This is a genomic window from Delftia sp. DT-2, assembly GCF_028401915.1.
Lineage (GTDB): Bacteria > Pseudomonadota > Gammaproteobacteria > Burkholderiales > Burkholderiaceae_C > Comamonas > Comamonas tsuruhatensis.
Genome location: NZ_JAQOTI010000009.1, coordinates 148,293 through 169,669, shown reverse-complemented (window position 1 = coordinate 169,669; position 21,377 = coordinate 148,293). Strand labels below are relative to the sequence as shown.

Below are 21,377 nucleotides of genomic sequence, written 5' to 3'. Positions count from 1 at the left end.
CGGGTGCGGGGCGGGGCCGGGTGGGGCCGCGCTGATATCGGTAAGGGCACAAGCATATGCCCAAAGATTCGTTCCCCCGCGCCTGCATCGTGGCGATACTGGCCGGCCGCATTCCCTTCACTGCCTTGCCTGTACTACCGTGCTACCCGACCCAGTCCCCGACAGCGCGGCCGAAGCGCAGGTCGATCGCGTCATCGACGGCCTGCTCAACGGCCTGCAATGGCGCGCCAGCGTGTTCCACGTGGGGCAGTACTGCGGGCGCTGGCGGGCCTCCACGGCGGGGCGCGCGCGGGCCAGCTTTCACCTGATCCTTGACGGGCGCTGCTGGCTGCACCTGCCGGGCCAGCCCTCGGTGGAGCTGCAGCCGCGCGATGGCGTGTTCCTCTCGCGCGACGTGCCGCATTTCATCTCGCCCTATGCCGACCCGGACATGGCCTGCGCCCCGCAGGCCATGCGCCCCGCCACGGGCGATGCCGGCATCGGAGAGACGGCGCTGGCCTGCGGCTTCTTCACCTTCGAGGGGCCCATGCGCGGCCTGCTGGTCGATGCCTTCCCCGACCACCTGGTGCTGCGCGGCGACGACCATGCGATGAGCGGCGCCTCCATGCTGTTCGACCTGATGCGCGCCGAGGCGCTGCGCACGGGCACCGAGCCCTCGGCCGTGATGGACCGGCTGGTGGGCCTGCTGTTTTTCTACGGCCTGCGCCAGCTCGCGCATGGCGATGCGCGGGCGCGCGGCATCTGGAGCCTGCTGCGCCGGCCGGGCTTTGCGCCGCTGGTGGCCGAGCTGCTGCGCGAGCCGGCCCGCAACTGGAGCGTGGCCGACATGGCCGCGCGCGTGTGCCTGTCGCGCGCCACGTTCTTTCGGCAGTTCGCCGAGGCCTGCGGCCAGCCGCCCCAGCAATTCCTGCTGCTGCTGCGCATGCAGCTGGCCGCGCGCCGGCTGGCCCAGGGCGAGGCGATAGGCCAGGTGGCCGAGGCCGTGGGCTACGAGTCCTACGCGGCTTTCTCGCGCGCCTTCAAGCGCGTGATGGGCGAGCAGCCCGGCGCCTGGCAGCGCGCGCAGGCACGCTGCTGCTGAGCCGCCATCCGGGCCCGGGGCATCTGCCTGCGGGTTGACACGTTCGGGCATAAATCCGCGACGCGGCGGCATTGATGGCAAGGGGGGCGCGGCCGATCATGAAGGCATTCCTTCATTCCTGCAAAGCACCATGGCACGCCTGACCCTGCACACCCCGCAAACCGCCCCTGAAGCCAGCCGCCCCTTCGTGGAGCGCGCCCTGGCCGGCAACGGATTCCTGCCCAACCTGATCGCCATCCTGGCCAACTCGCCCCAGGCGCTGGAGACCTATGTGACCGTGGGCCAGATCAACGCGCGCGCCCAGCTCACGCTGGCCGAGCGCGAGGTGGTGCAGATCACGGCGGCGCGCATCCATGGCTGCGACTTCTGCGTGGCCGGCCACACCAAGCTGGCCTTCAAGCAGGCCGGCCTGACCCAGGCCGAGGTGGTGGCGCTGCAGGACGGCCGGGACACGGGCCAGCCCCGCCTGGACGCCGTGCGCCGCTTTGCCGAAGCCGTGATCGCCACGCGCGGCGCCGTCGCCGACGAGGCCCTGGCCGCCTTCCATGCGGCCGGCTTCAGCGAGCAGCAGGCGCTGGAGGTGGTGCTGGGCATCAGCCTGGCCACGCTGTGCAACTTTGCCAACAGCCTGGCGCAAAGCCCCGTCAACCCGCAGCTGCAGCCCTATCTGCCCGAACAGTTCCGACAACCGCAGGAGAGCGCACATGCTGGCTGATTCGCTGCGGCAGTGGCTGGACGCCCATGCCGACTCCCTGGACGAAGGCCCTGCGCATGCGCACGAAGTGCTGCCCCGGCTGGCGCAGCACGGCCTGTTCGGCCTGGGCGTGCCCGTGGCCGAGGGCGGGCAGGGCGGCAGCCTGGGCGATGCGCTGGAGGCCATTGCCGGTGTGGCCGGGCATTCGCTGACGGCGGGCTTCGTGTTCTGGGCGCAGCGCGCCTTTGTCGAATACCTGCTGCAGTCGCCCAACGCGGCGCTGCGCCAGCGCTGGCTGCCGGGCCTGCTGCAGGGCACGCAGGCGGGCGCCACGGGCCTGTCCAACGCCATGAAGTACCTGGGCGGCATCGAGGCCCTGCAGGTCGAGGCCACGCCCGTCGGCTCCGGCAACGCCGACGGCCTTGCACTGCGCGGGCGCGTGCCCTGGGCCACCAACCTGGTGCCGCCGGGTCGCTTCGTGGTGGCCGTTGCCGTCTCGCGCAGCGACGGTGCAAAGCCCTTCGTGGCCGCGCTGCCCGGCGATGCGGCGGGCCTGCAGCGCAGCGCCGACCTGGACCTGATCGCGCTGCGCGGCAGCCATACGGCGGCGCTGTCCATCGAGGGGCTGCAGATCGGTCCGGCCGATGTGATCCATGCCGACGCCAACCATTTCCTGCCGCGCGTGCGGCCCGCCTTCATGGGCCTGCAGCTGGGGCTGTGCATAGGCCTGGCGCGCGCCTCGCTGGCGGCGGCCTCGGCCCGTGCCGGCGCCGGGCGCGATGTGCTGGGCGGCCCGCTGCAGCAGCAGCGCCACGCGCTGGAACTGGCCACGGCCACGCTGCATGCGGGCCTGTCCGATGGGCGTTTTCTTGACCGACCTCAAGCCCTGTTCCGCCTGCGCCTGGAATTGAACGACATCGTGCAGCAGTCCCTGCAGCTGGAGCTGCACGCCAGCGGCGGGCGCGCTTATCATCGCGACCAGCCGCTGGGATTTGCGCGCCGTTGGCGCGAGGCGGCCTTCATCCCCATCGTGACGCCCAGCGTCACGCAGCTACAGGGCGCGCTGGCTGGCGCGGCCCTGGCAACCACCAGTTCATGACCCAGACGGAAGCTTTCTCCCCTGACGCTCCCGCGCCCGTGCTGCAGGCACGCGGCGCGGGCTTTGGCTATGCGCCCGGCAAGGCCGTGTTCGAGGACATCTCCCTGAGCATTGCCCCGCGCGAAATCGTCTGCCTGCTCGGCGGTAGCGGCTGCGGCAAGTCCTCGCTGCTGCGCGTGCTCGGCGGCCTCGAATCGCCGGACGGCGGCGCCTGGAGCCGGGGCGAGCTCCAGTTCCTCGGCCAGCCGTTGACCGCGCCGCACCCGCGCGCGGGCTTCGTGTTCCAGCAGCCCAGCCTGCTGCCCTGGCTGGACGCGCGGCGCAACGTGGGCTTCGGCCTGGACTTCGAGCGCCAGCCGAAGCTGGAGGCCGAGGCCCGCAGCCAGCGCGTGGAGCAGGCGCTGCAGGCCGTGGGCCTGGGCGGCAGCGGCGCGCTCTACCCCTCGCAGCTGTCGGGCGGCATGGCCCAGCGCGTGGCCCTGGCGCGCGCCCTGGCCCGCGAGCCGCAGCTGCTGCTGGCCGACGAGCCGTTCTCGGCCCTGGACGCCATCACGCGCGCCGAGATGCAGGAGCTGATGGTGGACGTGGTCCACCGCTGGCACACGGCGGCGCTGCTGGTCACGCATGACATCGACGAGGCCATCCTCGTGGGCGACCGCATCCTGCTGATGGGCGGGCGGCCCGGCCACATCGTGCGCGAATGGCGCGTGGACATTGCGCGCCCGCGCGAGGACCAGGCCGCTGCCGTGACCGCGCTGCGGCTGGACATCCTCTCGGCCCTGCACGGCGTGCGCCATGCGGCCCAGGCCTGATCTCCCTCGCCTGCCTGCCTGCCCGCCTGCCGATCCGCCTGCAGATCCGCCATTTCTTCGACTTCAACCATGCTCTTCTGAAAGGTCTTTCGCATGAGCTTCCAGGACCACCCTTCCTACACCCATATCTGCGTCTCGTCGGACTGCGGCTGCGGCCTCACGCGGCGCGACATGCTGCGCCTGGGCGCGCTGGCCACGGCCTCGGTGGCCGCGCCGCTGCTGGCTGCAGGCGATGCGCGCGCCCAGGCCTTCAAGGGCGATGACCAGCCCGTGAAGATCGGCTACCTGCCCATCACCGACGCCACGCCGCTGCTGGTGGCCCACGGCAACGGCCTGTTCGAGGCCGAAGGCCTCAAGGCCGAGGCGCCGCGCCTGTTCCGCTCCTGGGCCCAGATCGTCGAGGCCTTCGTCTCGGGCCAGGTCAACGTCATCCACCTGCTCACGCCCTCCACGCTGTGGGTGCGCTACGGCGCCAAGTTCCCCGCCAAGATCGTGGCCTGGAACCACGTCAACGGCTCGGGCTTGACCGTGCTGCCCGAGATCCAGAAGGTGCAGGACCTGGGCGGCAAGACCGTGGCGATCCCGTTCTGGTACTCCATCCACAACATCCTGCTGCAGGACGTGCTGCGCAAGGCCGGCCTCACGGCCGTGACCCGCGCGCGCGGCGGCGCCATTGCGGCCAACGAGGTCAACCTCGTCGTGCTGGCACCGGCCGAAATGGTCTCGGCACTGGCCGGCAAGTCGATTGCGGGCTTCATCGTGGCCGAGCCCTTCAATGCCGCCGCCGAGATCGCGGGCGTGGGCAAGATGCTGCGCTTCTCGGGCGATGTCTGGAAGGACCACGCCTGCTGCGTCACCTTCCTGGCCGAGCGCGATATCGCCGACAAGCCCGAATGGGCCCAGCGCGTGACCAATGCCGTGGTCAAGGCCCAGCTGTGGACACGCGACAACCGCCTGGCCGCCGCGCGCCTGCTGTCGAGCACGGGCGAGCGCCGCTACACGCCGCATCCGCAGCAGACGCTGTCCAAGGTGCTGGCCGCCACCGACTACGCCAGCTACGAGGCCAGCGGCGTGGTCGTCAACAAGGGCTGGCACCAGCGGCGCATCGACTTCCAGCCCTATCCCTATCCCTCGTACACAGAGCAGCTGGTGCGCGCCATCAAGGCCACCAAGGTCGAGGGCGACACGCGCTTCCTCGACAAGCTGGAGCCCAGGTTTGCGGCCACCGACCTGGTGGACGACCGCTTCGTGCGCAAGGCCATCCAGGCCGTGGGCGGCCCGCAGGTCTTCGGCATTCCGGCCGATTTCTCGCGCCGCGAAACCATCGTGGTGTGATCCAGGTGTTGCGACGTATTGGATTGCCGCTGCTGGGCGCGGCCCTGGTCCTGGCCCTGTGGTGGGTGGGCGGCGCGCTGCTGGCGCGCAGCACGCCCGTGGCTGCGGCCTTCGCGCCCTGGCCGTCGCTGCAGGCGCTGGGCCAGCTGCTGACGGGCGCCGACATCTGGATGCACACCCTGCTGAGCCTGCAGCGCGTGGCCGTGGGCCTGCTGCTGGCCTTCGTGGTCGGCGTGCCGCTGGGCGTGCTGGTGGGTCTGTCGCGCGGGTTCTCGCAGGCGTTCTCGCCCGTGTTCCAGTTCCTGCGCATGATCTCGCCGCTGTCGTGGATGCCCATTGCCGTGATGGTGCTGGGCGTGGGCGACGCGCCCGTGTACTTCCTGCTGGCCTTCGCCGCCGTCTGGCCCATCTTGCTGAGCACGGCGGCCGGCGTGGCCCAGCTGGACCGCAACTGGCTGCTGCTGGCGCGCAGCCTGTCGGCCACGCGCACCGAGACCGTTCTGCGCGTGGTGCTGCCCGGCATCACGGCCCAGATCCTCACGGGCGTGCGCCTGGCCATCGGCATCATCTGGATCGTGCTGGTGCCAGCAGAAATGCTGGGCGTATCGGCCGGCCTGGGCTACTTCATCCTCGACACGCGCGACCGCCTGGCGTATTCGGAGCTGATGGCCGCCGTGGTGCTGATCGGCGCCCTGGGCTATGCGCTGGACCATGCGGCTCGGTGGCTGCACCAGCGCTGGATGCATTCGGCCTGAGGCCTGCGGGCAGGCGGTGGCATCAGGTGCCGTGCACGCGGCGCAGCCGCAGTCCTGCCCATCCCGTCAGCACGGCGCACAGCAGCACTCCCCAGGGGCCCAGCGCGGGCACGGGGGTGGCCGGGGCCGGGGCTGCGGGCTCCACGGTCTGGGCCCATGCGCCGCTGTCCGCGGCGAGATAGTTCGCATCGCCGCCGTACCGGGCCACGATGGCATGCGGGCCGGCCGCCGTCAGTTGGGTGGTGGCGATGATGGCCCTGGCATTGGACAAACCCGCCGTGCCCAGCGACAGGCCGCCAGCCAGGATTTCGACCGTTCCCGTGGGGACGGCGGCGGTGCCCAGGGAGACATCGGGTGCGACCACCACGGAGAAGGACAGCGACTGCCCGGAGCGCGAGGGATTGGCGCTGGAAGTCAGCGTGACACGGGAGGGGCCCTGTCCCACCGCCGCCATCTGCACCGCCTGCGTAGCCGCGTCATGGTCCGCATCTCCGAGCTGGCTGGCGTTGATCGTGCATGTCCCTGCGGCCTGGAAGCGGATGGTGCTGCCGGAGGCGCTGCAGATCGCCGCGGTCAATGCATCCACGGCGAACATGACGGGGTTTCCCGAGGCGCCTCCGACGGCGGCCACGTCATAGGTATCCCCCACCCGTGCGCCGGCCGGTGGTGCCGTGGTGAAGGTGATGGCCTGCGGCGCTTTGGCGATGGCACCTGCCGCCGCCGGGCAACTGGTATCGCTGGCCGGCCAGTAGCGGTTGCCCGTCCCCGTGAACGTTTCGCCGCCACAGTTGTTGCCGGGCGCGTTGTTCGTGATCTGGTTGCCGTGGAGTGTGCGGGGGCGGGTGAGCGTGAACGAGACGCCGGCACCCGAGCCCGGAGACGCCAGCACGTTGCCGGTGACGGTGCTGTCGGTCATGGTGGTCGGCACCCCGCTGCGCAGGCCCCCGCCCAGCGTGCGGGCCGTGTTGCCGGACAGGCGGCTGCGCTCCACCGTCAGCGAGCCGCTGCCCGTGCTGTAGATGGCACCGCCCTGTCCCCCTGCCTGGTTGCCGCTGAACACACTGTCCACGATGGTCACCGTGCTGTCGCGGCTGTACAGTCCCCCGCCGTTGATGCCGGCCGTGCTGTCCTGCACCACGCTGCGCTCCAGGCGCAGGGTGACGCCGTTGTCCAGGTAGATGGCGCCGCCGTCTTCACCGGCGGCGGTCTGCCCGCCGCGCAGTGTCAGGCCGCGCAGCGTGAGCTGGACACCGCTGCCCTGGGCCGACACCAGGCGGGAGGCATTGCCCCCATCGAGCGCCACCCGCTGGTCCCCGTCGATCGTGATGTCCGAGGTGGTGAAGTTGAGGTCGATGGAATGGCCTGCCAATGCAATGGCGGTGAGGCTGCCTGCCGGAAAGACGGCCGGGTCGAACACGATGGTGTCCGCGCCATTGCCCGATACGCATGCGCCGTTGCCCCAACTGCCGTCATCCATCTGTGCACTGGTCAATGCCTCATTCAGGCTGCAGTCCGCTGCACCGGGCGTGTTGTCCGTGGTATTGACCACGATGGTCGCGGCCTGGCCATTGAGTGCCAGCAGGCTGCACAGCGCGCCAGGCACTGCCAGAAGCCGGAGGCGTCGAAGGGGTCTGTGAAGAAAAGCGTGCACGGTTCCTCCCGTTGCGCTGCGTGTCCCGGGCAGACCCGCGCGCTGTTGTTGCGGACCGCGTGACCTTAGCTTTCTGCGAAGATCGTGAAAATGTGCCGGCGGCACATCGCAGGCCTGAAAATGCGGCCTCAGCCGGCCCACCTATCGCCAGCACCTCGAGCACGCCATTGGATTTCGCGACATGACCCTGTCAACGCAGCAACTGGGGCAACTCAATCAGGCCATCCTCGCGGTGCACGGCGCGCCCGATCTGCACGCGCTGGCCACGCATTTGCTGCACGCGCTGCGCCTGGTGGTGCCGGGTGACATTCGGGTGGTGGATTTCTCCGGCATTGCGGAAGTCCGTGGCTACACGGCCTACGATCCGGTGCGGGCCATTTCCTCCGAAGTCAACGCTGCGGTGCACCGGCATCTGGCCGACAACCCCTTGTATCGGCAGCGCCAGACGCAGGCCGCCAGCATTTCCGACCTGCTGACTCGCGGACAATGGCAGAGGACGGCGCTCTATGCCCAGGCCTGCTCCCAGGTGGGCCAGCAGGACGGACTCGCGCTGGACGTGGAACTGGGCCACGGAGCGATGCTGACCCTCAATGTCACACGCGCCTCGCGCGGCTACACCGCTGCGGAGCGCATGGCGCTGACCTTGCTGGGGCCGCATGCGCAGGCGCAGTGGCGGCGCCTGAGCCAGCAGCAGCGAATCAGCCAGGCGGCATGGCAGGCGCTCTCACCGGGCTCGCCGGCTGCCGACGTGCTGAGCCCGCGCGAACGTGAAGTGCTGCAATGGGTCGCCAACGGCAACACCAACGCAGAAATCGCCACCATGCTGGAGTTGCGTGCAGGCACGGTGAAGCGGCACCTGGAAAACATCTACCGCAAGCTGGGAGCCGCCAATCGGCAGGACGCCTTGTCGAGGATGCGCAGGCCGGATTTCTAGCGCGTGTCGCGCGCTTGTGCGAACCCACGCGAGCGCCGTGCGCGGGGCCAGCCCTTCGAGAAGCAGGGAAACCGGCCCTACGGCAGGACGCTCCGGCAGGCAATGCCAAATCGCTGGGCCAGCGCGTGCAGGCGGCTGTCTCGCGACCACAGGCTTGCTCGACGTAAGCGGTGCAGCTACGTCCGGCACAGTTTTACCTACAGGTTTCGCGCCAGCACAATAAAAGTCCGCCCAAGCCATACGGCGGACTTCCTGAAATCCACTGTGCCGAGGCCTCATGTTTTGTTTTGCCAGTTGCTCTCCTGTCGGCTTCAACGCCGTCCTTCTCAGCGGCGGTACGTTGCCATTTCTGGTGTCCGACGGCATGTTGTTTCAACCATTGCAGTGAGGCAGCGCATGGAGCAGGAAGTGAGATGCGCGAACTGCAATCGAAAGCTCGCCATGGGCGTCTTTCAGCTACTGAACATCAAGTGCCCGCGTTGCGGCACGTTGAATTCCCTGAGGGTCCAAGCGAACCCCCCACCCGAGTGCCGCCGAGCGCCTTCGACTCCATCCATTGAATAGGAGGCCTCCATGGCTCAAGTTTCCAAGGTTCTCGTCTCGGATCAGTACATGCCGCCGGACAACATCCAGCAGTACAAAAGCACGACGGGTTTCCCTCTTGTTTACGATTCGCGGCATATCAATCCGCATGCGCTCGTGTTCGACAACACGGGGCGTCCTGCCAATTACAACCCTGCCAACAACCGCCACACCATCGTGATGGATGTGCGCTTCAGCGATGGCTATCTGGCCGCTTGCCACATGGGCATCATTGCCAGGCACAAAGGCTCATACAGTGTGGCGGGTGACAACCGTGGCGGTGCTGTCATTGCGGGCAATTGGGGCTATTCGCCAGGCAGCGTGGCGCTTGAGGAAATTGAGATAACCAACACCAAGGACAACGGTGACTCGCACCATCGTCCGTCCGCTCAATATCCGCGTGGTGCCATCGGCGAGGCCAAGCTCGAGGAACTGCGCTGGTATCGACTGGTGATCGAAAGCATTTCCAAGAACGGCAGCATCGGCCACGCAGTCCGGGCAACGGACAAGAGTACGGGCCAGACCGTATTCAGCCTGCCAACCTTCTGGTCGGATTACTCGGCCAACTATGACTCCCGTGACGCAGGCAAGGTGGTGTTGTTCAGCATCAGTGATCCCAACAAGCCTGCCGCCGGCTTTGTCTATACACGCCTGATCAGCTATTGGTCGGATGCTGACGAGGTGATAGCCAATCCGTAAGTGATCTGAGAGCGGGTCCCAGGGCAGCGTGTGGCCGTATCGCCGCCATGCCCTGGTCCTCCTGGCAGGGGGTGGTCAATACGCATGCTGCCATGCGTTGCGCATCGTGCTGCCTTTGGTGGAAAGCCAGTCTGTAGGCGAGGGCCAGCGATACGCAATCTCCTGGGAATCCGGCATATCGGTTGCCCTGCCGCCAAGTGCTGCGAGGCGTTTGACTGCCTGCACCCTCACGAAAGTTCTGAGGACCTGTTGGAACAGAGCTGCCTCGTCCATGCCTGGCTCCAGCATCTTCAGGGCTTATTCGTACAAGGCATCGTCGATCGTCACGGTGATCCGCATGGCGGGCCCTCTGTCATCAAAACAGATGCAATTCTGGGCTTGCGCCAGCCTGCAGACAAGCGCGCTTCCCTCCGAAGTGGTCACTCCTGTTTTGCTATGATGACTGTATAAAGATACAGTTTTCGAGCGGCCTGGCTGCCCGATCTGCCAGGCCCATGCTCCCTCCCCACCGCTTCTACTACCTGCACAACTTCCAGCGCGCGCTGGACTGGATTGGCCAGCGTTACGGCGATCTGCTGGACGCGCCCGAGCAGGCATTCCTCACCCGTTTCACGCAGCTGCCCCAGCCCTCGCAGGCGCTGATGGTGCGTTTGCTGATGCGGCGCGGGCCCTGGTTTAGGGCCGGCAAGCTGGTGTACGAAGAGATTCCCGGCATTGCCGACGCGGCCGCGCCCCTGCTGGAGCTGGGCTGGCTGGACGCGGACCACCCCATGGCGCTGGAGGAGCTGTTTGCGCTGCACACCAAGCCCGAGCTGCTGCAGCTGTTCGCCGGCGCACCCATCCACTCAGGCCTGCGCAAGGCTGAGCTTTTGCAGGCCCTGCAGCCCCTGCATGAGGCGCCCAGGCCCTATGCGCAGTGGCAGCCCCAGGGTGTCGCAGCCGGCGAATCCGCCTGGCGTGTGATGGTGGGCGCGCTGTGCGAGCGCTTTCGGCTGATGTTCTTCGGCAACCTCTACCAGGACTGGTCGGAATTCGTGCTGGCCGACCTGGGCGTGTTCCGCTACGAGGCCGTGGCCTTCGATGCGGCGTCGCGGGCCTTCCAGTCGCGTGCCGATGTCGATGGCTACCTGGCTCTGCAGGCCTGCCGCGCGGCGCTGGATGAAGGCGTGGAGATCGATGCGCTGCTGCAGCAGGTGGCCGGCTGCGCCAGCGGCAATGCCTGGCTGGAGCAGCGCCGCGCCAAGGTGCTGCTGCGCATAGGCCAGGCTTGCGAGCGCATGCAGGACTGGGAGCGTGCCGAGCAGGCCTATGCGCAAAGCCGCTACCCCGGCGCCCGCCACCGGCGCATGCGTGTGTACGAGCGCATGGAGCGCTTTGCCGATGCCATGGCGCTGGCCCAGGCCGCCCAGGCCCAGCCCGAGAGCGACGAGGAGCTGCAGCGCGTGGCGCGCATGCTGCCGCGCCTGCGCCGCAGCCTGGGGCAGGGCGCGCGCGGGCGTGCGGCGGCGCTGGCGCCCGTGGTGGCGCAGATGCGCATGGACGTGGAGCTGGAGCTGCCGGCGCGGCCCGCATCGGTCGAATACGTGCTGCGCGACCACTGGCACAGCGACGCCGCGCCGGTGTTCTACGTGGAGAACGCGCTCATCAACTCGCTGTTCGGCCTGCTGTGCTGGCCGGCCATCTTCGCGCCGCTGCCGGGCGCCTTCTTCCACCCGTTCCAGAGCGGCCCGGCCGACCTGTCCGCGCCCGACTTCGTGCAGCGCCGCGCAGCCTTGTTCGAGGAATGCCTGGCGCATCTGGACGATGGCACCTGGCGCGAGGTCATCGTGCAGCGCCATGCCGACAAGCAGGGCCTGCAGTCGCCCTTCGTGTTCTGGGGCACGCTGAGCGCGCCCCTGCTGGCGCTGGCGCTGGACTGCATTCCGGCCGCCCACCTCAAGCTGTTCTTTGCGCGGCTGCTGCGCGACGTGCAGGCCAACCGCACGGGCTTTCCCGATCTGGTGCGTTTCTGGCCGGCCGAGCGCCGCTACGAACTGGTCGAGGCCAAGGCCCCCGGCGACAAGCTGCAGGACAACCAGATCCGCTGGCTGCAGTACTGTGCCGAGCACGGCATTCCCGTGCGCGTGTGCCATGTGCAGTGGCGCGGCCAGCCGCTGGGAGAGGCCGCGTGAGCTACACCGTGGCCGTGCGCGCGCTGTGCGAGTTCACGGCACGCGCGGGCGACCTGGACCTGCGCTTCACGCCCGCGCCCAGCGCGCTGGAGGGCATGGCCGGCCACAGCCTGGTGCAGTCGCGCAGGGGCAAGGACTACGAGACCGAGATCAGTCTGGCCGGTGAATACGGCGACCTGCGCGTGCGCGGCCGTGCCGACGGCTTCGACGCCGGGGCTGGCCAGCTCGAGGAAATCAAGACCTACCGGGGCCAGATCGAGGGCGTGCGCGCCCACCACCGGGCACTGCACTGGGCCCAGGCGCGCATCTACGCCCATCTGCTGTGCCAGGCGCGCGGCCTGCAGCGGCTGCGCGTGGCCCTGGTGTATTTCAACGTGGGCAACTCGGAGGAGACCGTGCTGGTGCAGGAGGAAGACGCGGCCACGCTGCGCGCCTTCTTCGAGCAGCAATGCGCGCTGTTCCTGGACTGGGCGCGCAGCGAGGCCGCCCACCGCGCGGCGCGCGAGGCGGCGCTGGCCGCGCTGCGCTTTCCCATGCAGGGCTTTCGCGCGGGCCAGCGCGAGCTGGCCGTGGCCGTCTACCGCGTGGCGCGCGCGCAGCAGGGCGGCCAATGCCTGATGGCGCAGGCGCCCACGGGCATCGGCAAGACGCTGGGCACCATCTTCCCCATGCTCAAGGCCATGCCGGACCAGGGCCTGGACCGCCTGTTCTTCCTCACGGCCAAGGGCACGGGCCATGGCCTGGCGCTGCAGGCGCTGGCCAGCGTGAACCGGCAGATTGCCGAGCAGCACCAGCCACCGCCGCAGGAACCGGCAGCGCCGCAACCTCTGCCCTCGCCACCCGCGCCACCCGCAAGGCTGCGCGTGCTCGCCATCCTGGCGCGCGACAAGGCCTGCGAGCATCCCGACAAGGCCTGCCACGGCGACTCCTGCCCGCTGGCGCGCGGCTTCTTCGACCGGCTGCCCGCCGCGCGCGCCGCCGCGCTGCAGCAGGCGCCCTGGGACCCGCCTGCCGTGCGTGCCGTGGCGCTTGCGCACGACATCTGCCCCTACTACCTGGCCCAGGAACTGGTGCGCTGGAGCGACGTGGTCGTGGCCGACTACCACTACTTCTACGACAGCGCCGCCATGCTGTACGCGCTCACCCAGGCCCAGCAATGGAAGGTGGGCGTGCTGGTGGACGAGGCCCACAACCTGCTCGAGCGCGCGCGCCGCATGTACACGGCCGAGCTGTCGCAGTTCGCCCTGGCGGCCGCCCGCAAGTCGGCCACCGGTGCCGTGCGCAAGGCGCTGGACCGGCTCAGCCGCAGCTGGAGCGCGCTGAACAGGGAACAGACCGCCAGCTACCAGGCCCATGAGGAAGTGCCCGCAGGCCTGCTGGGCGCCGTGCAGCGCGCCGTGGCCGCCATCGCCGACGCCAATGCCGACAGCCCCATGCTGCCCGGCGACCCCGTGCTGGACTTCTACTGGGAGGCGCTGCAGTTCATGGCGCTGGCCGAGCAGTTCGGCGGCCATGCGCTGTTCGATGTCCACCTGCTGCCCGGGCGCCCAGGCCCCCGTCGCGCGCCGGCCTCCACGCTGTGCATACGCTGCGTGGTGCCCGCGCCCCACCTGGCGGCACGCCATGCGGCGGCCCATGCCTCGGTGCTGTTCTCGGGCACGCTGAGCCCGCCGCACTTCTACCGCGACATCCTGGGCCTGCCCGAAGGCACGCACTGGCTGGAGGCCGACTCGCCCTTCCAGGCCGACCAGCTCGATGTGCAGGTGGCCGGCCACATCTCCACGCGCTACCGCGACCGCGACCGTTCGCTGCGGCCCATCGCCGACCTCGTGGCCGCGCAGTACGCGCGCCGGCCCGGCAACTACCTGTGCTTTTTCAGCAGCTTCGACTACCTGCAGCGCGTGGCCGAATGCCTGCAGCGCGCCCATCCCGATCTGCCCGTCTGGCTGCAGACCCCGTCCATGGACGAGGAAGGCCGCGCGGCCTTCCTGGCGCGCTTCACCGAGGCCGGGCAGGGCGTGGGCTTTGCCGTGCTGGGCGGGGCGTTCTCCGAGGGCGTGGATCTGCCCGGCGAGCGCCTCATCGGCGCCTTCGTGGCCACGCTGGGCCTGCCCCAGGTCAATCCCGTGAACGAAGAGATGAAGCGCGCCATGGACCGCCAGTTCGGCGCGGACAAGGGCTATGACTACAGCTATCTCTACCCGGGGCTGCGCAAGGTGGTCCAGGCCGCAGGCCGCGTCATCCGCAGCGAGCGCGACCGCGGCGTGGTCTTTCTCATCGACGACCGCTATCGGCGCGGCGAGGTGCAGGCGCTGCTGCCGCGCTGGTGGCGGGTGGAGGGCATGCGATGATCCGGGGCCGCACCAGTCCGAGACTGCCATCCCATCCCATCCAGTCCCCCATCCCGTCCCCATCCAGGAGCCTTCCGAATGCCCCGCATGCGCTGCGCCATCCTTGCATTGACCCTGGGCCTGCTGGCCGGTGGCCCGGCTGCGGCAGGCGTGGTGCAGCCTGTGCCTGACAGGCAGGCCAGCGAGAACAAGATGCCGGCCTATCCCAAGGAAGCCAGGCGGCTGGAGCAGGAAGGCAAGGTGGTGCTGCGGGTTCTGGTGGGCGCCAGCGGAAAGGCACTGGCCGTGGATGTGGCAGACAGCAGCGGCTATCCTCTGCTCGACCAGGAGGCGCTGGACGCCGTGCGGACGTGGCGCTTTGTCCCCGGCACGCGCGACGGCGTGCCGGACAGCATGTGGACGCGCGTGCCCGTCACCTTCCTGCTGAAATAGCGGCATGCCGGTGGTGGCAGGTTTGTACCCGGTGCGTGCCCTGCGCAGCGACACAAGGAGCATTCCATGAAGATCGTCATCACCAGCGTGCTCGTCGACGACCAGGACAAGGCCCTGGGCTTCTACCGCGACGTGCTCGGCTTCGTTCTCAAGCACGACATTCCCATGGGCGGCGATGCGCGCTGGCTCACCCTGACATCGCCCGGCGATGCCGATGGCGTGGAGCTGCTGCTGGAGCCCGACATGCACCCGGCCGCCAGGCCGTTCAAGACCGCCTTGCATGCCGACGGCGTGCCGGCCACCTTCTTCGGCGTGGACGACGTGCAGGCCGAGTACGAGCGCCTGAGCGCGGCCGGCGTGCGCTTCACCAGGCCGCCTACGCATCTGGGGCCGGTCACGATTGCGGTGTTCGACGACACCTGCGGCAATCTCATACAGATCAACCAGCGGCATTGAGCGGGGCCTGCGGCCCTTTCGCGCTCAGTCCCTGGCGGTGGGCTTGTCGTGCCGGGGCGGATCGATGCGCTCGATGTTGCCCAGCAGCAGGGCGCGCCCCGCAAAGGTGCCGCCGGCGGTCTCCAGCGCAAAGCGCTCGGTGTCGCGGCCGCGCACTTCGGACTCCAGCGTCCGGGCCTCGTCCTCGGTGGCGCCCAGGGCCAGCACGGCGTGGCGGCCCATGAGCAGGGCGGACTCGAAGCTCTCGCGCACGACATGGTCGGCGTCCTTCTGGATGAGCTCCAGCGCGTGCTCGCGGTCATAGGCGCGCACGATGAGGCGGGCGTGCGGGCATTCGTGGCGCACGTTCTCCACGATGCGCGTGGCGGCAGCCTTGCTGTCCACGCAGACCAGGATGGCGCTGGCATGGCTGGCGCCGGCCGCATGCAGGATGTCGGCGCGCGCGCCGTCGCCGAAGTAGACCTTGAAGCCGTAGGGCTCGGCGTTGCGGATCACGTCGGGGTCGTTGTCGATGATGGACAGCTTGGCGCCACGGGCCAGCGGCCCCTGGCTGGCGATCTGGCCCACGCGGCCGAAGCCGATGACCAGCACGTTGCCGCGCAGGTCCTGCGGCGCCTCCACGCCGTCCAGCGACACGGCCTGGGCGCCGGCCAGGCGCTTGTGCAGCAGCACCACCAGCGGCGTGATGGCCATGGACAGCACGACGATGGCCGTCATGTTGGCATGCACCTCGGGGCTGAGCACCTTGAGCTTGAGCGCCTCGGCAAACAGCACGAAGGCGAACTCCCCGCCCTGGGCCATGAGGATGGCGCGGTCCAGCGCATCGGCATGGCTGCTGCGTGCCACGCGGGCCACGGCGTAGATGCACAGCGCCTTGCCCAGCATCAGCGCCACCACGCCCATGCCCACGATGCGCCAGTTCAGCGCCACCACCTCCAGGTTCAGCGCCATGCCCACGCCCAGGAAGAACAGGCCCAGCAGCAGGCCGCGGAAGGGCTCCACATCGGCCTCCAGCTGGTGGCGGAACGAGGATTCGGACAGCAGCACGCCCGCCACGAAGGCGCCCATGGCCATGGACAGGCCGCCCATCTCCATCAGCAGGGCGGCGCCCAGCACCACCAGCAGCGCGGCGGCCGTCATCACCTCGCGCGCCTTGGCCTTGGCCAGGATGCGGAACAGCGGGTTCAGCAGCCACAGGCCCGCGCCCACCAGCGCGCCCAGCGACAGCAGGGCCACGCCCGCGCGTTGCCACAGGGGCGAGGTGGCCACGGGCGCCGCATCGGCCGGCGCCAGAAAGGCCACGGCGGCCAGCAGCGGCACGATGAGCAGGTCCTCGAACAGCAGGATGGAGACGATGCGCTGGCCGCGCGGCGCCAGGATGTCGCCACGCTCGGCCAGCACCTGCATGACGATGGCCGTGGAGGTCAGCACAAAGCCCGCGCCGCTGACGAAGGCCACCTGCCACGGAAAGCCGAAGGCCATGCCCACGCCCGTGAGCAGCAGCGCGCACACCACCACCTGCAGGCTGCCCAGCCCGAAGATCTGGCCGCGCAGGTCCCACAGGTGCGAAGGCTTCATCTCCAGCCCGATGACGAAGAGGAACATCACCACGCCCAGCTCGGCCACGTGCAGGATGGTCTGCGCGTCCGTCACCAGCCCCAGCCCGTAGGGGCCTATGGCCAGCCCGGCCGCCAGGTAGCCGAGCACGGCGCCCAGGCCCAGCCGCTTGAACAGCGGCACGGCCACCACGGCGGCCCCCAGCAGCGTGACGATTCCTACGAGCTGGCTTGCATTGCCTTCAGCGGCCATGTTGTGTTTCCTTTGTGCGTGCGTGCGTGCGGCAAGGCGGATTTCCATCCGCGAATTTGCGCGCAGGATAGCAAAGCCCGGTCCTGTGTAGAATCGCGCCCCCTCTGCGCTTACCTCACCGCCCAGCGCCATGCCCCAGATCCTCGTCCACGACCTCCGCAAGACCTACCGCATCCATGAGCGCGACCCCGGCGTGATGGGCGCGCTGCGCGCGCTGGTGCGTCCGCGCCACCGCACGGTGCAGGCGCTGCAGGGTGTGTCGTTTGCGCTGGAGCGTGGCGAGCTGCTGGGCTTCATCGGCCCCAACGGCGCGGGCAAGTCCACCACCATCAAGATCCTGTCGGGCATCCTGCGGCCCGATGGCGGGCGCGTGGAGGTGGACGGGCGCGACCCCTTGGCCGACCGCCAGCGCCATGTGGGCCGCATCGGCGTGGTCTTCGGACAGCGCTCGCAGCTGTGGTGGGACCTGCCCGTGGGCGACGGCTTCAACCTGCTGCGCGACCTGTACCGCGTCGATCCCGCACGCTACGGTCGCACGCGCGACGAGCTGGTGACGCTGCTGAACCTGGAGCGCGTGCTGGACCAGCCCGTGCGCCAGCTGTCCCTGGGCCAGCGCATGCGCGCCGAGATCGCCGCGGCCCTGCTGCACGAGCCCGAGATCCTGTTCCTGGACGAGCCCACCATCGGCCTGGACGCACCCTCCAAGCTGGCCGTGCGCGAGTTCGTGCTGCGCGCCAACCGCGAGCGCGGCACCACGGTGCTGCTGACCACGCATGACATGCACGACATCGAGGCGCTGGCGCGGCGCGTGATCGTCATCGGCCATGGCCGCGTGCTGGCCGACTGCGCGGTCGATGCGCTGCGCGCCCAGGTGGTGGCAGCGCAGGGCGAGGGGCGTGGAGGTGGTGATGGCGAAGGCAATGGAGAAGACATGGCCATCGAGGCCGTGATCGCCCGCTTCTACGCCATGCACGGAGCGGCCGAAGGCTGAGCCTGCATGACGCTGCGTGAACTCCTGCGCCCCTATGTGGCGGCCTTTGCATCGCGGTTCCTGGTGATGCTGCAGTACCGCACGGCCGCCTACGCGGGCTTTGCCACGCAGTGCTGGTGGGGCGCCATCAAGACCATGGTGCTGGCGGCGTTCTACGGCAGTGCCTCGGCATCGGCCGGCGCGCCCATCTCGCTGGAGCACGCCATCACCTACACCTGGCTGGCCCAGGGCCTGTTCGCGCTGCTGCCCTGGAGCGGCGACCCCGACGTGGCCCTGGCCGTGCGCACGGGCGCCATCGCCTATGACCGGCTGCGGCCCGTGGATGCCTATGCGCTGTGGTTCGTGCGCTCGGCTGGCTGGATCGCCGCGCGCGTGCTGCCGCGCGTGGCGCTGATGGTGGCGTTTGCAGGGCTGGCCCTGCCGCTGATGGGGCTGGGCGCCTGGGGCTGGCAGCCGCCGGCCGGCTGGGCCGCAGGCCTGGGCTTTGCCGCGTCCATGCTGCTGGCGCTGCTGCTGTCCACGGCACTGGTCATGCTGCTGAACGTTGCCGCTGCCGCCGCGCTCAATGAAAAAGGCATCAACACGCTGGCCGCGCCCGTGGTCATCGTGCTGTCGGGCAACCTGCTGCCGCTGGCGCTGATGCCCGACGCCTGGCAGACCGCGCTGCTGCTGCAGCCGCTGGCCGGCGTGATGGACATTCCTGCGCGCATCTATTTCGGCCAGATGGCGGGTGCGCAGATGCTGGCCTGCCTGGCGCTGCAAGCCCTGTGGATTGCCGTGATCGTGGCCCTGGGCCGCGCGGCCATGGCGCGCACCATGCGCCGGCTCGAAGTGCAGGGAGGGTGAAGACCATGGCCAAGCACAAAGGATCGCTGTCCATGTTCCTGCGCCTGGCGCTGGCCTCGCTGGGCGGGCAGGCGCGCTACCCGGCCTCGGCGCTGATGCTGACCCTGGGCCAGTTCCTGGTCACGGGCATCGAGGTCATCGCCGTCTGGGCGCTGTTCCACCGGTTTGGCGAGGTGCAGGGCTGGCGCATCGGCGAAGTGGCCGTGTTCTATGGCCTGGTGAACTGCATGTTCGCCCTGGCCGATGCGCTGGGCCGGGGCTTCGACGTGCTGGGCACGCAGTTCCTGCGAACGGGTGCCTTCGACCGCCTGCTGCTGCGCCCGCGCCCCGTGTGGCTGCAGCTCATGGGCCATGACGTGCGCATCAGCCGCCTGGGCCGCCTGCTGCAGGGCCTGCTGGTGCTGGGCTTTGCCACGGCCCAAGGCGCCGTGGCGTGGACGCCCCAGGCCGTCGCCGTGGCGCTGTTCGCCGTGGCAGGCGGCGTGGCGCTGTTCCTGGGCATCCTGGTGCTGCAGGGCGCGCTCTCGTTCTGGACCGTGGAAAGCCTGGAAGCCGCCAATGTGCTGAGCTACGGCAGCGTCGAGGCCGCCCAGTACCCGCTGGCCCTGTACGCGCAGTGGTTCCGCCGCCTGCTGACCTTCGCCGTGCCGCTGGCCTGCGTGGCCTACTACCCGGCGCTGGCTGTGCTGGGCAAGCCCGACCCGCTGGGCGCGCCGGCCTGGCTGGGCTGGGTCTCGCCGCTGGCCGGCTTTGCCTTCCTCTGGCTGGCCTCGGGCGCCTGGCGCATGGGGGTGAGGCATTACGCGTCCACGGGCAGTTGAAGCCGCGGCAGGCGCCGGTGCATAACACGCTCTAGACTGCGCGCTTGCCTTACTCCGGACACCAGACCATGACAGCAGATGAACGCTTCGCCCAGGCCGCCCTTGAGCTCGGCCACCGCTTCGATGGCGAGATCAAGATAGGCGGCAACTACAGCCCCGTCGTGCGCGACGGCCAGCAGCTGTTCGTCAGCGGGCAGATTCCCCGCGTGGGCGATGAAGTGCTCTACGTGGGGACGGTCGGCGCCGGGATCGACCTGGCATCGGCCAGAACGGCCGCCGCCATCTGTGCCATGCGGGCCCTGGCCTTCGTGCAGCGCGCGGCCGGCTCGCTCGATGCCGTGCGCGCCGTTGCACGCATCACCGTCTATGTGCGCTCGGCGCCCGATTTCACCCAGCAAAGCGAGGTGGCCGATGGCGCCTCCGACCTCATCGCCCGGGTGCTGGGCCCCGTGGGTGCCCACACGCGCACTTCGGTGGGCGTGCTGCAGCTGCCCAAGGGCGCGGCCGTGGAGCTGGACCTGATCGCCCGCGTGGACTGATCGCGCTACCCCTATCCCTATTCCTATCCCTGGCCCGCTGGCGTTTCGTTGCGCGCCTTCCAGGCCCGCAGCGCCTGGCGGTACTCGTCCATGGCCAGGTCATAGCTGTCGAAGATGCAGGGGTCGCAGCCATTGCCGCAGCAGGCGTCCAGGTCGGGCTGCTCGGGCGGCTGGGGCATGGGGTCGGCGGAGGCGGCGGGATCTGCGGAATCTGCGGAATCTGGGAGAGGCGCGGTGGTCATGGGGGTGATTGTCCAGCAGCTCCTGCCGTGACTGCTGCGCGCGGGCTAAAGGGCATGGGGCCGCCAGGGTGCAAGTTCAACTCAAACAGCGCGGCGCCGGGAAATCGATCACGCTGCGGATGATCTCGCGCATTTCCGTGATCAGCGGCCGGACATCGTCGCGGCGCCATTGCACGGTGTAGGTCAGCGGGGCCAGCGCGCTGTGCTTTGCGGCCTCGGCGCCGCCGTCCAGCACGCGCAGGCGGCCGCGTTGCTGCAGGGCCAGGGCCCATTGCTCGGGCATGTAGGTGAAGCCCAGGCCGTCCACCACCATGCCCACCACGGCGCCCCAGCTGTTGCAGGAAAGACGCCGCTCCACGGCCAGGCCGTGGCGGCCCAGCCAGTCGTCCAGCGTGCGCGTGGCGCCCGAGCCGGTGGGCAGGGCGATCAGCAGTTGCTCGCGCACCAGGCGCCGGGGCAGGCCGGTGCCGGCGCGGGCGATGAAGTCGTCGCTGGCGGCCCAGACGAAGCGCACCTGGGCGACCTGCTCGAAGGCCAGGCTGCTGCGCGACGATGGCCCGGCAATGACCACGCAGTCCAGCTCGCCATCGACGATGCGCTGCTCCAGCACCTGGCCGATGTCGGTGTGGGGCTCCAGCTGCAGGTCGGGGTGCAGCTCGGCCACCTTCTGCACCAGCCGGGGCAGCCAGGTCAGGCCGCTGAGTTCGCCAAAGCCGATGCGGCAGCGGCCCTGCAGGCCCACGCTGCGGCCCGCCGCCTCGCGCAGCTGGGCGGCGCCGTGCAGCAGCTCGCGGATGCGCGGCAGCAGCTGCTCGCCCTGGGGCGTGAGTTCGGCGGCGCGGCCGCTGCGGTCGAACAGCTGCACGCCCAGTGAGGCCTCCAGCTCCGCAATGCGCTTGGACAGCGATGAGACCGACAGGTGCACGCGGTCGGCGGCCACGCTGAAGTTCAGGCAGGTGGCGGCCCAGTAGAAGGCTTCGAGCTGTTTGAGGGTCATGGCGATATTTTCACAAAAGCGAAACATTGATTCCGATTTATTTCGCTTTTCTTTGGAATTGCGCCCTCCTACATTGGCTG

At 69.4% G+C, this 21,377-nt stretch carries 22 protein-coding genes; 17 read left to right on the top strand and 5 right to left on the bottom strand.

From position 1 onward, the window contains the following. The first annotated feature begins 139 nt into the window (after positions 1-139). From PO605_RS17825 to PO605_RS17800, 6 genes are all read left to right on the top strand, one after another. On the top strand, positions 140-1,081 hold the full coding sequence (locus tag PO605_RS17825) for an AraC family transcriptional regulator (protein ID WP_016448374.1): 942 nt from the start codon (positions 140-142) through the stop codon (positions 1,079-1,081). 130 nt (positions 1,082-1,211) lie between these two features. Further along, on the top strand, positions 1,212-1,796 hold the full coding sequence (locus tag PO605_RS17820) for a carboxymuconolactone decarboxylase family protein (protein ID WP_047471701.1): 585 nt from the start codon (positions 1,212-1,214) through the stop codon (positions 1,794-1,796). Then, on the top strand, positions 1,786-2,874 hold the full coding sequence (locus tag PO605_RS17815) for an acyl-CoA dehydrogenase family protein (protein WP_016452686.1): 1,089 nt from the start codon (positions 1,786-1,788) through the stop codon (positions 2,872-2,874). Before PO605_RS17820 ends, PO605_RS17815 begins: the two co-directional genes overlap by 11 nt. After that, positions 2,871-3,686, top strand: coding sequence for an ABC transporter ATP-binding protein (locus PO605_RS17810; protein WP_043821690.1), 816 nt, complete (start codon positions 2,871-2,873; stop codon positions 3,684-3,686). Before PO605_RS17815 ends, PO605_RS17810 begins: the two co-directional genes overlap by 4 nt. A gap of 93 nt (positions 3,687-3,779) precedes the next feature. Continuing rightward, the gene (locus PO605_RS17805) at positions 3,780-5,021 is read left to right on the top strand and encodes an ABC transporter substrate-binding protein (protein ID WP_047471064.1); all 1,242 of its coding nucleotides are present in this window, start codon (positions 3,780-3,782) and stop codon (positions 5,019-5,021) included. Then, positions 5,018-5,776: an ABC transporter permease gene (locus PO605_RS17800; protein WP_016452684.1), complete on the top strand. Its 759-nt coding sequence runs from the start codon at positions 5,018-5,020 to the stop codon at positions 5,774-5,776. The genes PO605_RS17805 and PO605_RS17800 overlap by 4 nt, the downstream gene beginning before the upstream one ends. Positions 5,777-5,798: 22 nt before the next feature. On the opposite strand, the gene PO605_RS17795 is transcribed toward PO605_RS17800, so the two are convergent. Beyond that, entirely contained in the window at positions 5,799-7,379 is a 1,581-nt protein-coding gene (locus tag PO605_RS17795; RefSeq protein WP_047471062.1) for an Ig-like domain repeat protein, read from the bottom strand. Between the two features lie 229 nt (positions 7,380-7,608). Here PO605_RS17795 and PO605_RS17790 point away from each other — a divergent pair, with 229 nt between their 5' ends. From PO605_RS17790 to PO605_RS17780, 3 genes are all read left to right on the top strand, one after another. After that, entirely contained in the window at positions 7,609-8,361 is a 753-nt protein-coding gene (locus PO605_RS17790) for a helix-turn-helix transcriptional regulator (protein ID WP_047471060.1), read from the top strand. 102 nt (positions 8,362-8,463) lie between these two features. Then, a complete protein-coding gene (locus tag PO605_RS30915; protein ID WP_319803992.1) occupies positions 8,464-8,925 on the top strand; it encodes a Com family DNA-binding transcriptional regulator in 462 nt (153 codons plus the stop codon). A 9-nt stretch (positions 8,926-8,934) separates the two neighbouring features. Then, the gene (locus PO605_RS17780; RefSeq protein WP_016452681.1) at positions 8,935-9,642 is read left to right on the top strand and encodes a hypothetical protein; all 708 of its coding nucleotides are present in this window, start codon (positions 8,935-8,937) and stop codon (positions 9,640-9,642) included. Positions 9,643-9,717: 75 nt separating this feature from the next. On the opposite strand, the gene PO605_RS17775 is transcribed toward PO605_RS17780, so the two are convergent. Next, positions 9,718-9,915 carry a DUF2191 domain-containing protein gene (locus tag PO605_RS17775; RefSeq protein ID WP_410172264.1) on the bottom strand — a complete coding sequence of 66 codons (198 nt, stop codon included), beginning with the start codon at positions 9,913-9,915 and terminating at the stop codon, positions 9,718-9,720. Between the two features lie 221 nt (positions 9,916-10,136). Here PO605_RS17775 and PO605_RS17770 point away from each other — a divergent pair, with 221 nt between their 5' ends. The 4 genes from PO605_RS17770 (at position 10,137) to PO605_RS17755 (ending at position 15,052) form a co-directional block, all read left to right on the top strand. Next, positions 10,137-11,813: a VRR-NUC domain-containing protein gene (locus PO605_RS17770; RefSeq protein WP_272206701.1), complete on the top strand. Its 1,677-nt coding sequence runs from the start codon at positions 10,137-10,139 to the stop codon at positions 11,811-11,813. Further along, the gene (locus PO605_RS17765) at positions 11,810-14,164 is read left to right on the top strand and encodes a helicase C-terminal domain-containing protein (RefSeq protein WP_272206700.1); all 2,355 of its coding nucleotides are present in this window, start codon (positions 11,810-11,812) and stop codon (positions 14,162-14,164) included. Before PO605_RS17770 ends, PO605_RS17765 begins: the two co-directional genes overlap by 4 nt. A 78-nt stretch (positions 14,165-14,242) precedes the next feature. Continuing rightward, positions 14,243-14,596, top strand: coding sequence for an energy transducer TonB (locus PO605_RS17760; RefSeq protein WP_012207609.1), 354 nt, complete (start codon positions 14,243-14,245; stop codon positions 14,594-14,596). A gap of 66 nt (positions 14,597-14,662) precedes the next feature. Next, positions 14,663-15,052 (top strand): VOC family protein, encoded by a 390-nt coding sequence (locus PO605_RS17755; RefSeq protein ID WP_047470674.1) that lies wholly within the window; start codon positions 14,663-14,665, stop codon positions 15,050-15,052. A gap of 24 nt (positions 15,053-15,076) precedes the next feature. On the opposite strand, the gene PO605_RS17750 is transcribed toward PO605_RS17755, so the two are convergent. Next, positions 15,077-16,861, bottom strand: a complete 1,785-nt coding sequence (locus PO605_RS17750) for a monovalent cation:proton antiporter-2 (CPA2) family protein (RefSeq protein WP_047470677.1) — start codon at positions 16,859-16,861, stop codon at positions 15,077-15,079. A 130-nt stretch (positions 16,862-16,991) separates the two neighbouring features. Between PO605_RS17750 and PO605_RS17745 the strand changes: the two genes are divergently transcribed. From PO605_RS17745 to PO605_RS17730, 4 genes are all read left to right on the top strand, one after another. Further along, on the top strand, positions 16,992-17,852 hold the full coding sequence (locus PO605_RS17745; protein WP_047470672.1) for an ABC transporter ATP-binding protein: 861 nt from the start codon (positions 16,992-16,994) through the stop codon (positions 17,850-17,852). A gap of 6 nt (positions 17,853-17,858) precedes the next feature. Next, positions 17,859-18,698 (top strand): ABC transporter permease, encoded by an 840-nt coding sequence (locus PO605_RS17740; protein WP_272206699.1) that lies wholly within the window; start codon positions 17,859-17,861, stop codon positions 18,696-18,698. A 5-nt stretch (positions 18,699-18,703) separates the two neighbouring features. Beyond that, entirely contained in the window at positions 18,704-19,519 is an 816-nt protein-coding gene (locus PO605_RS17735) for an ABC transporter permease (RefSeq protein ID WP_016452672.1), read from the top strand. A 68-nt stretch (positions 19,520-19,587) separates the two neighbouring features. After that, positions 19,588-20,058 carry a RidA family protein gene (locus PO605_RS17730; RefSeq protein WP_012207603.1) on the top strand — a complete coding sequence of 157 codons (471 nt, stop codon included), beginning with the start codon at positions 19,588-19,590 and terminating at the stop codon, positions 20,056-20,058. A gap of 23 nt (positions 20,059-20,081) precedes the next feature. Here PO605_RS17730 and PO605_RS17725 read toward each other — a convergent pair whose 3' ends face one another. Together PO605_RS17725 and PO605_RS17720 are read right to left on the bottom strand one after the other, a co-directional pair. Next, positions 20,082-20,300, bottom strand: coding sequence for an oxidoreductase-like domain-containing protein (locus PO605_RS17725; RefSeq protein WP_047472649.1), 219 nt, complete (start codon positions 20,298-20,300; stop codon positions 20,082-20,084). Between the two features lie 76 nt (positions 20,301-20,376). Next, positions 20,377-21,297, bottom strand: a complete 921-nt coding sequence (locus PO605_RS17720) for a LysR family transcriptional regulator (protein ID WP_272206698.1) — start codon at positions 21,295-21,297, stop codon at positions 20,377-20,379. Between the last annotated feature and the right edge of the window lie 80 nt (positions 21,298-21,377).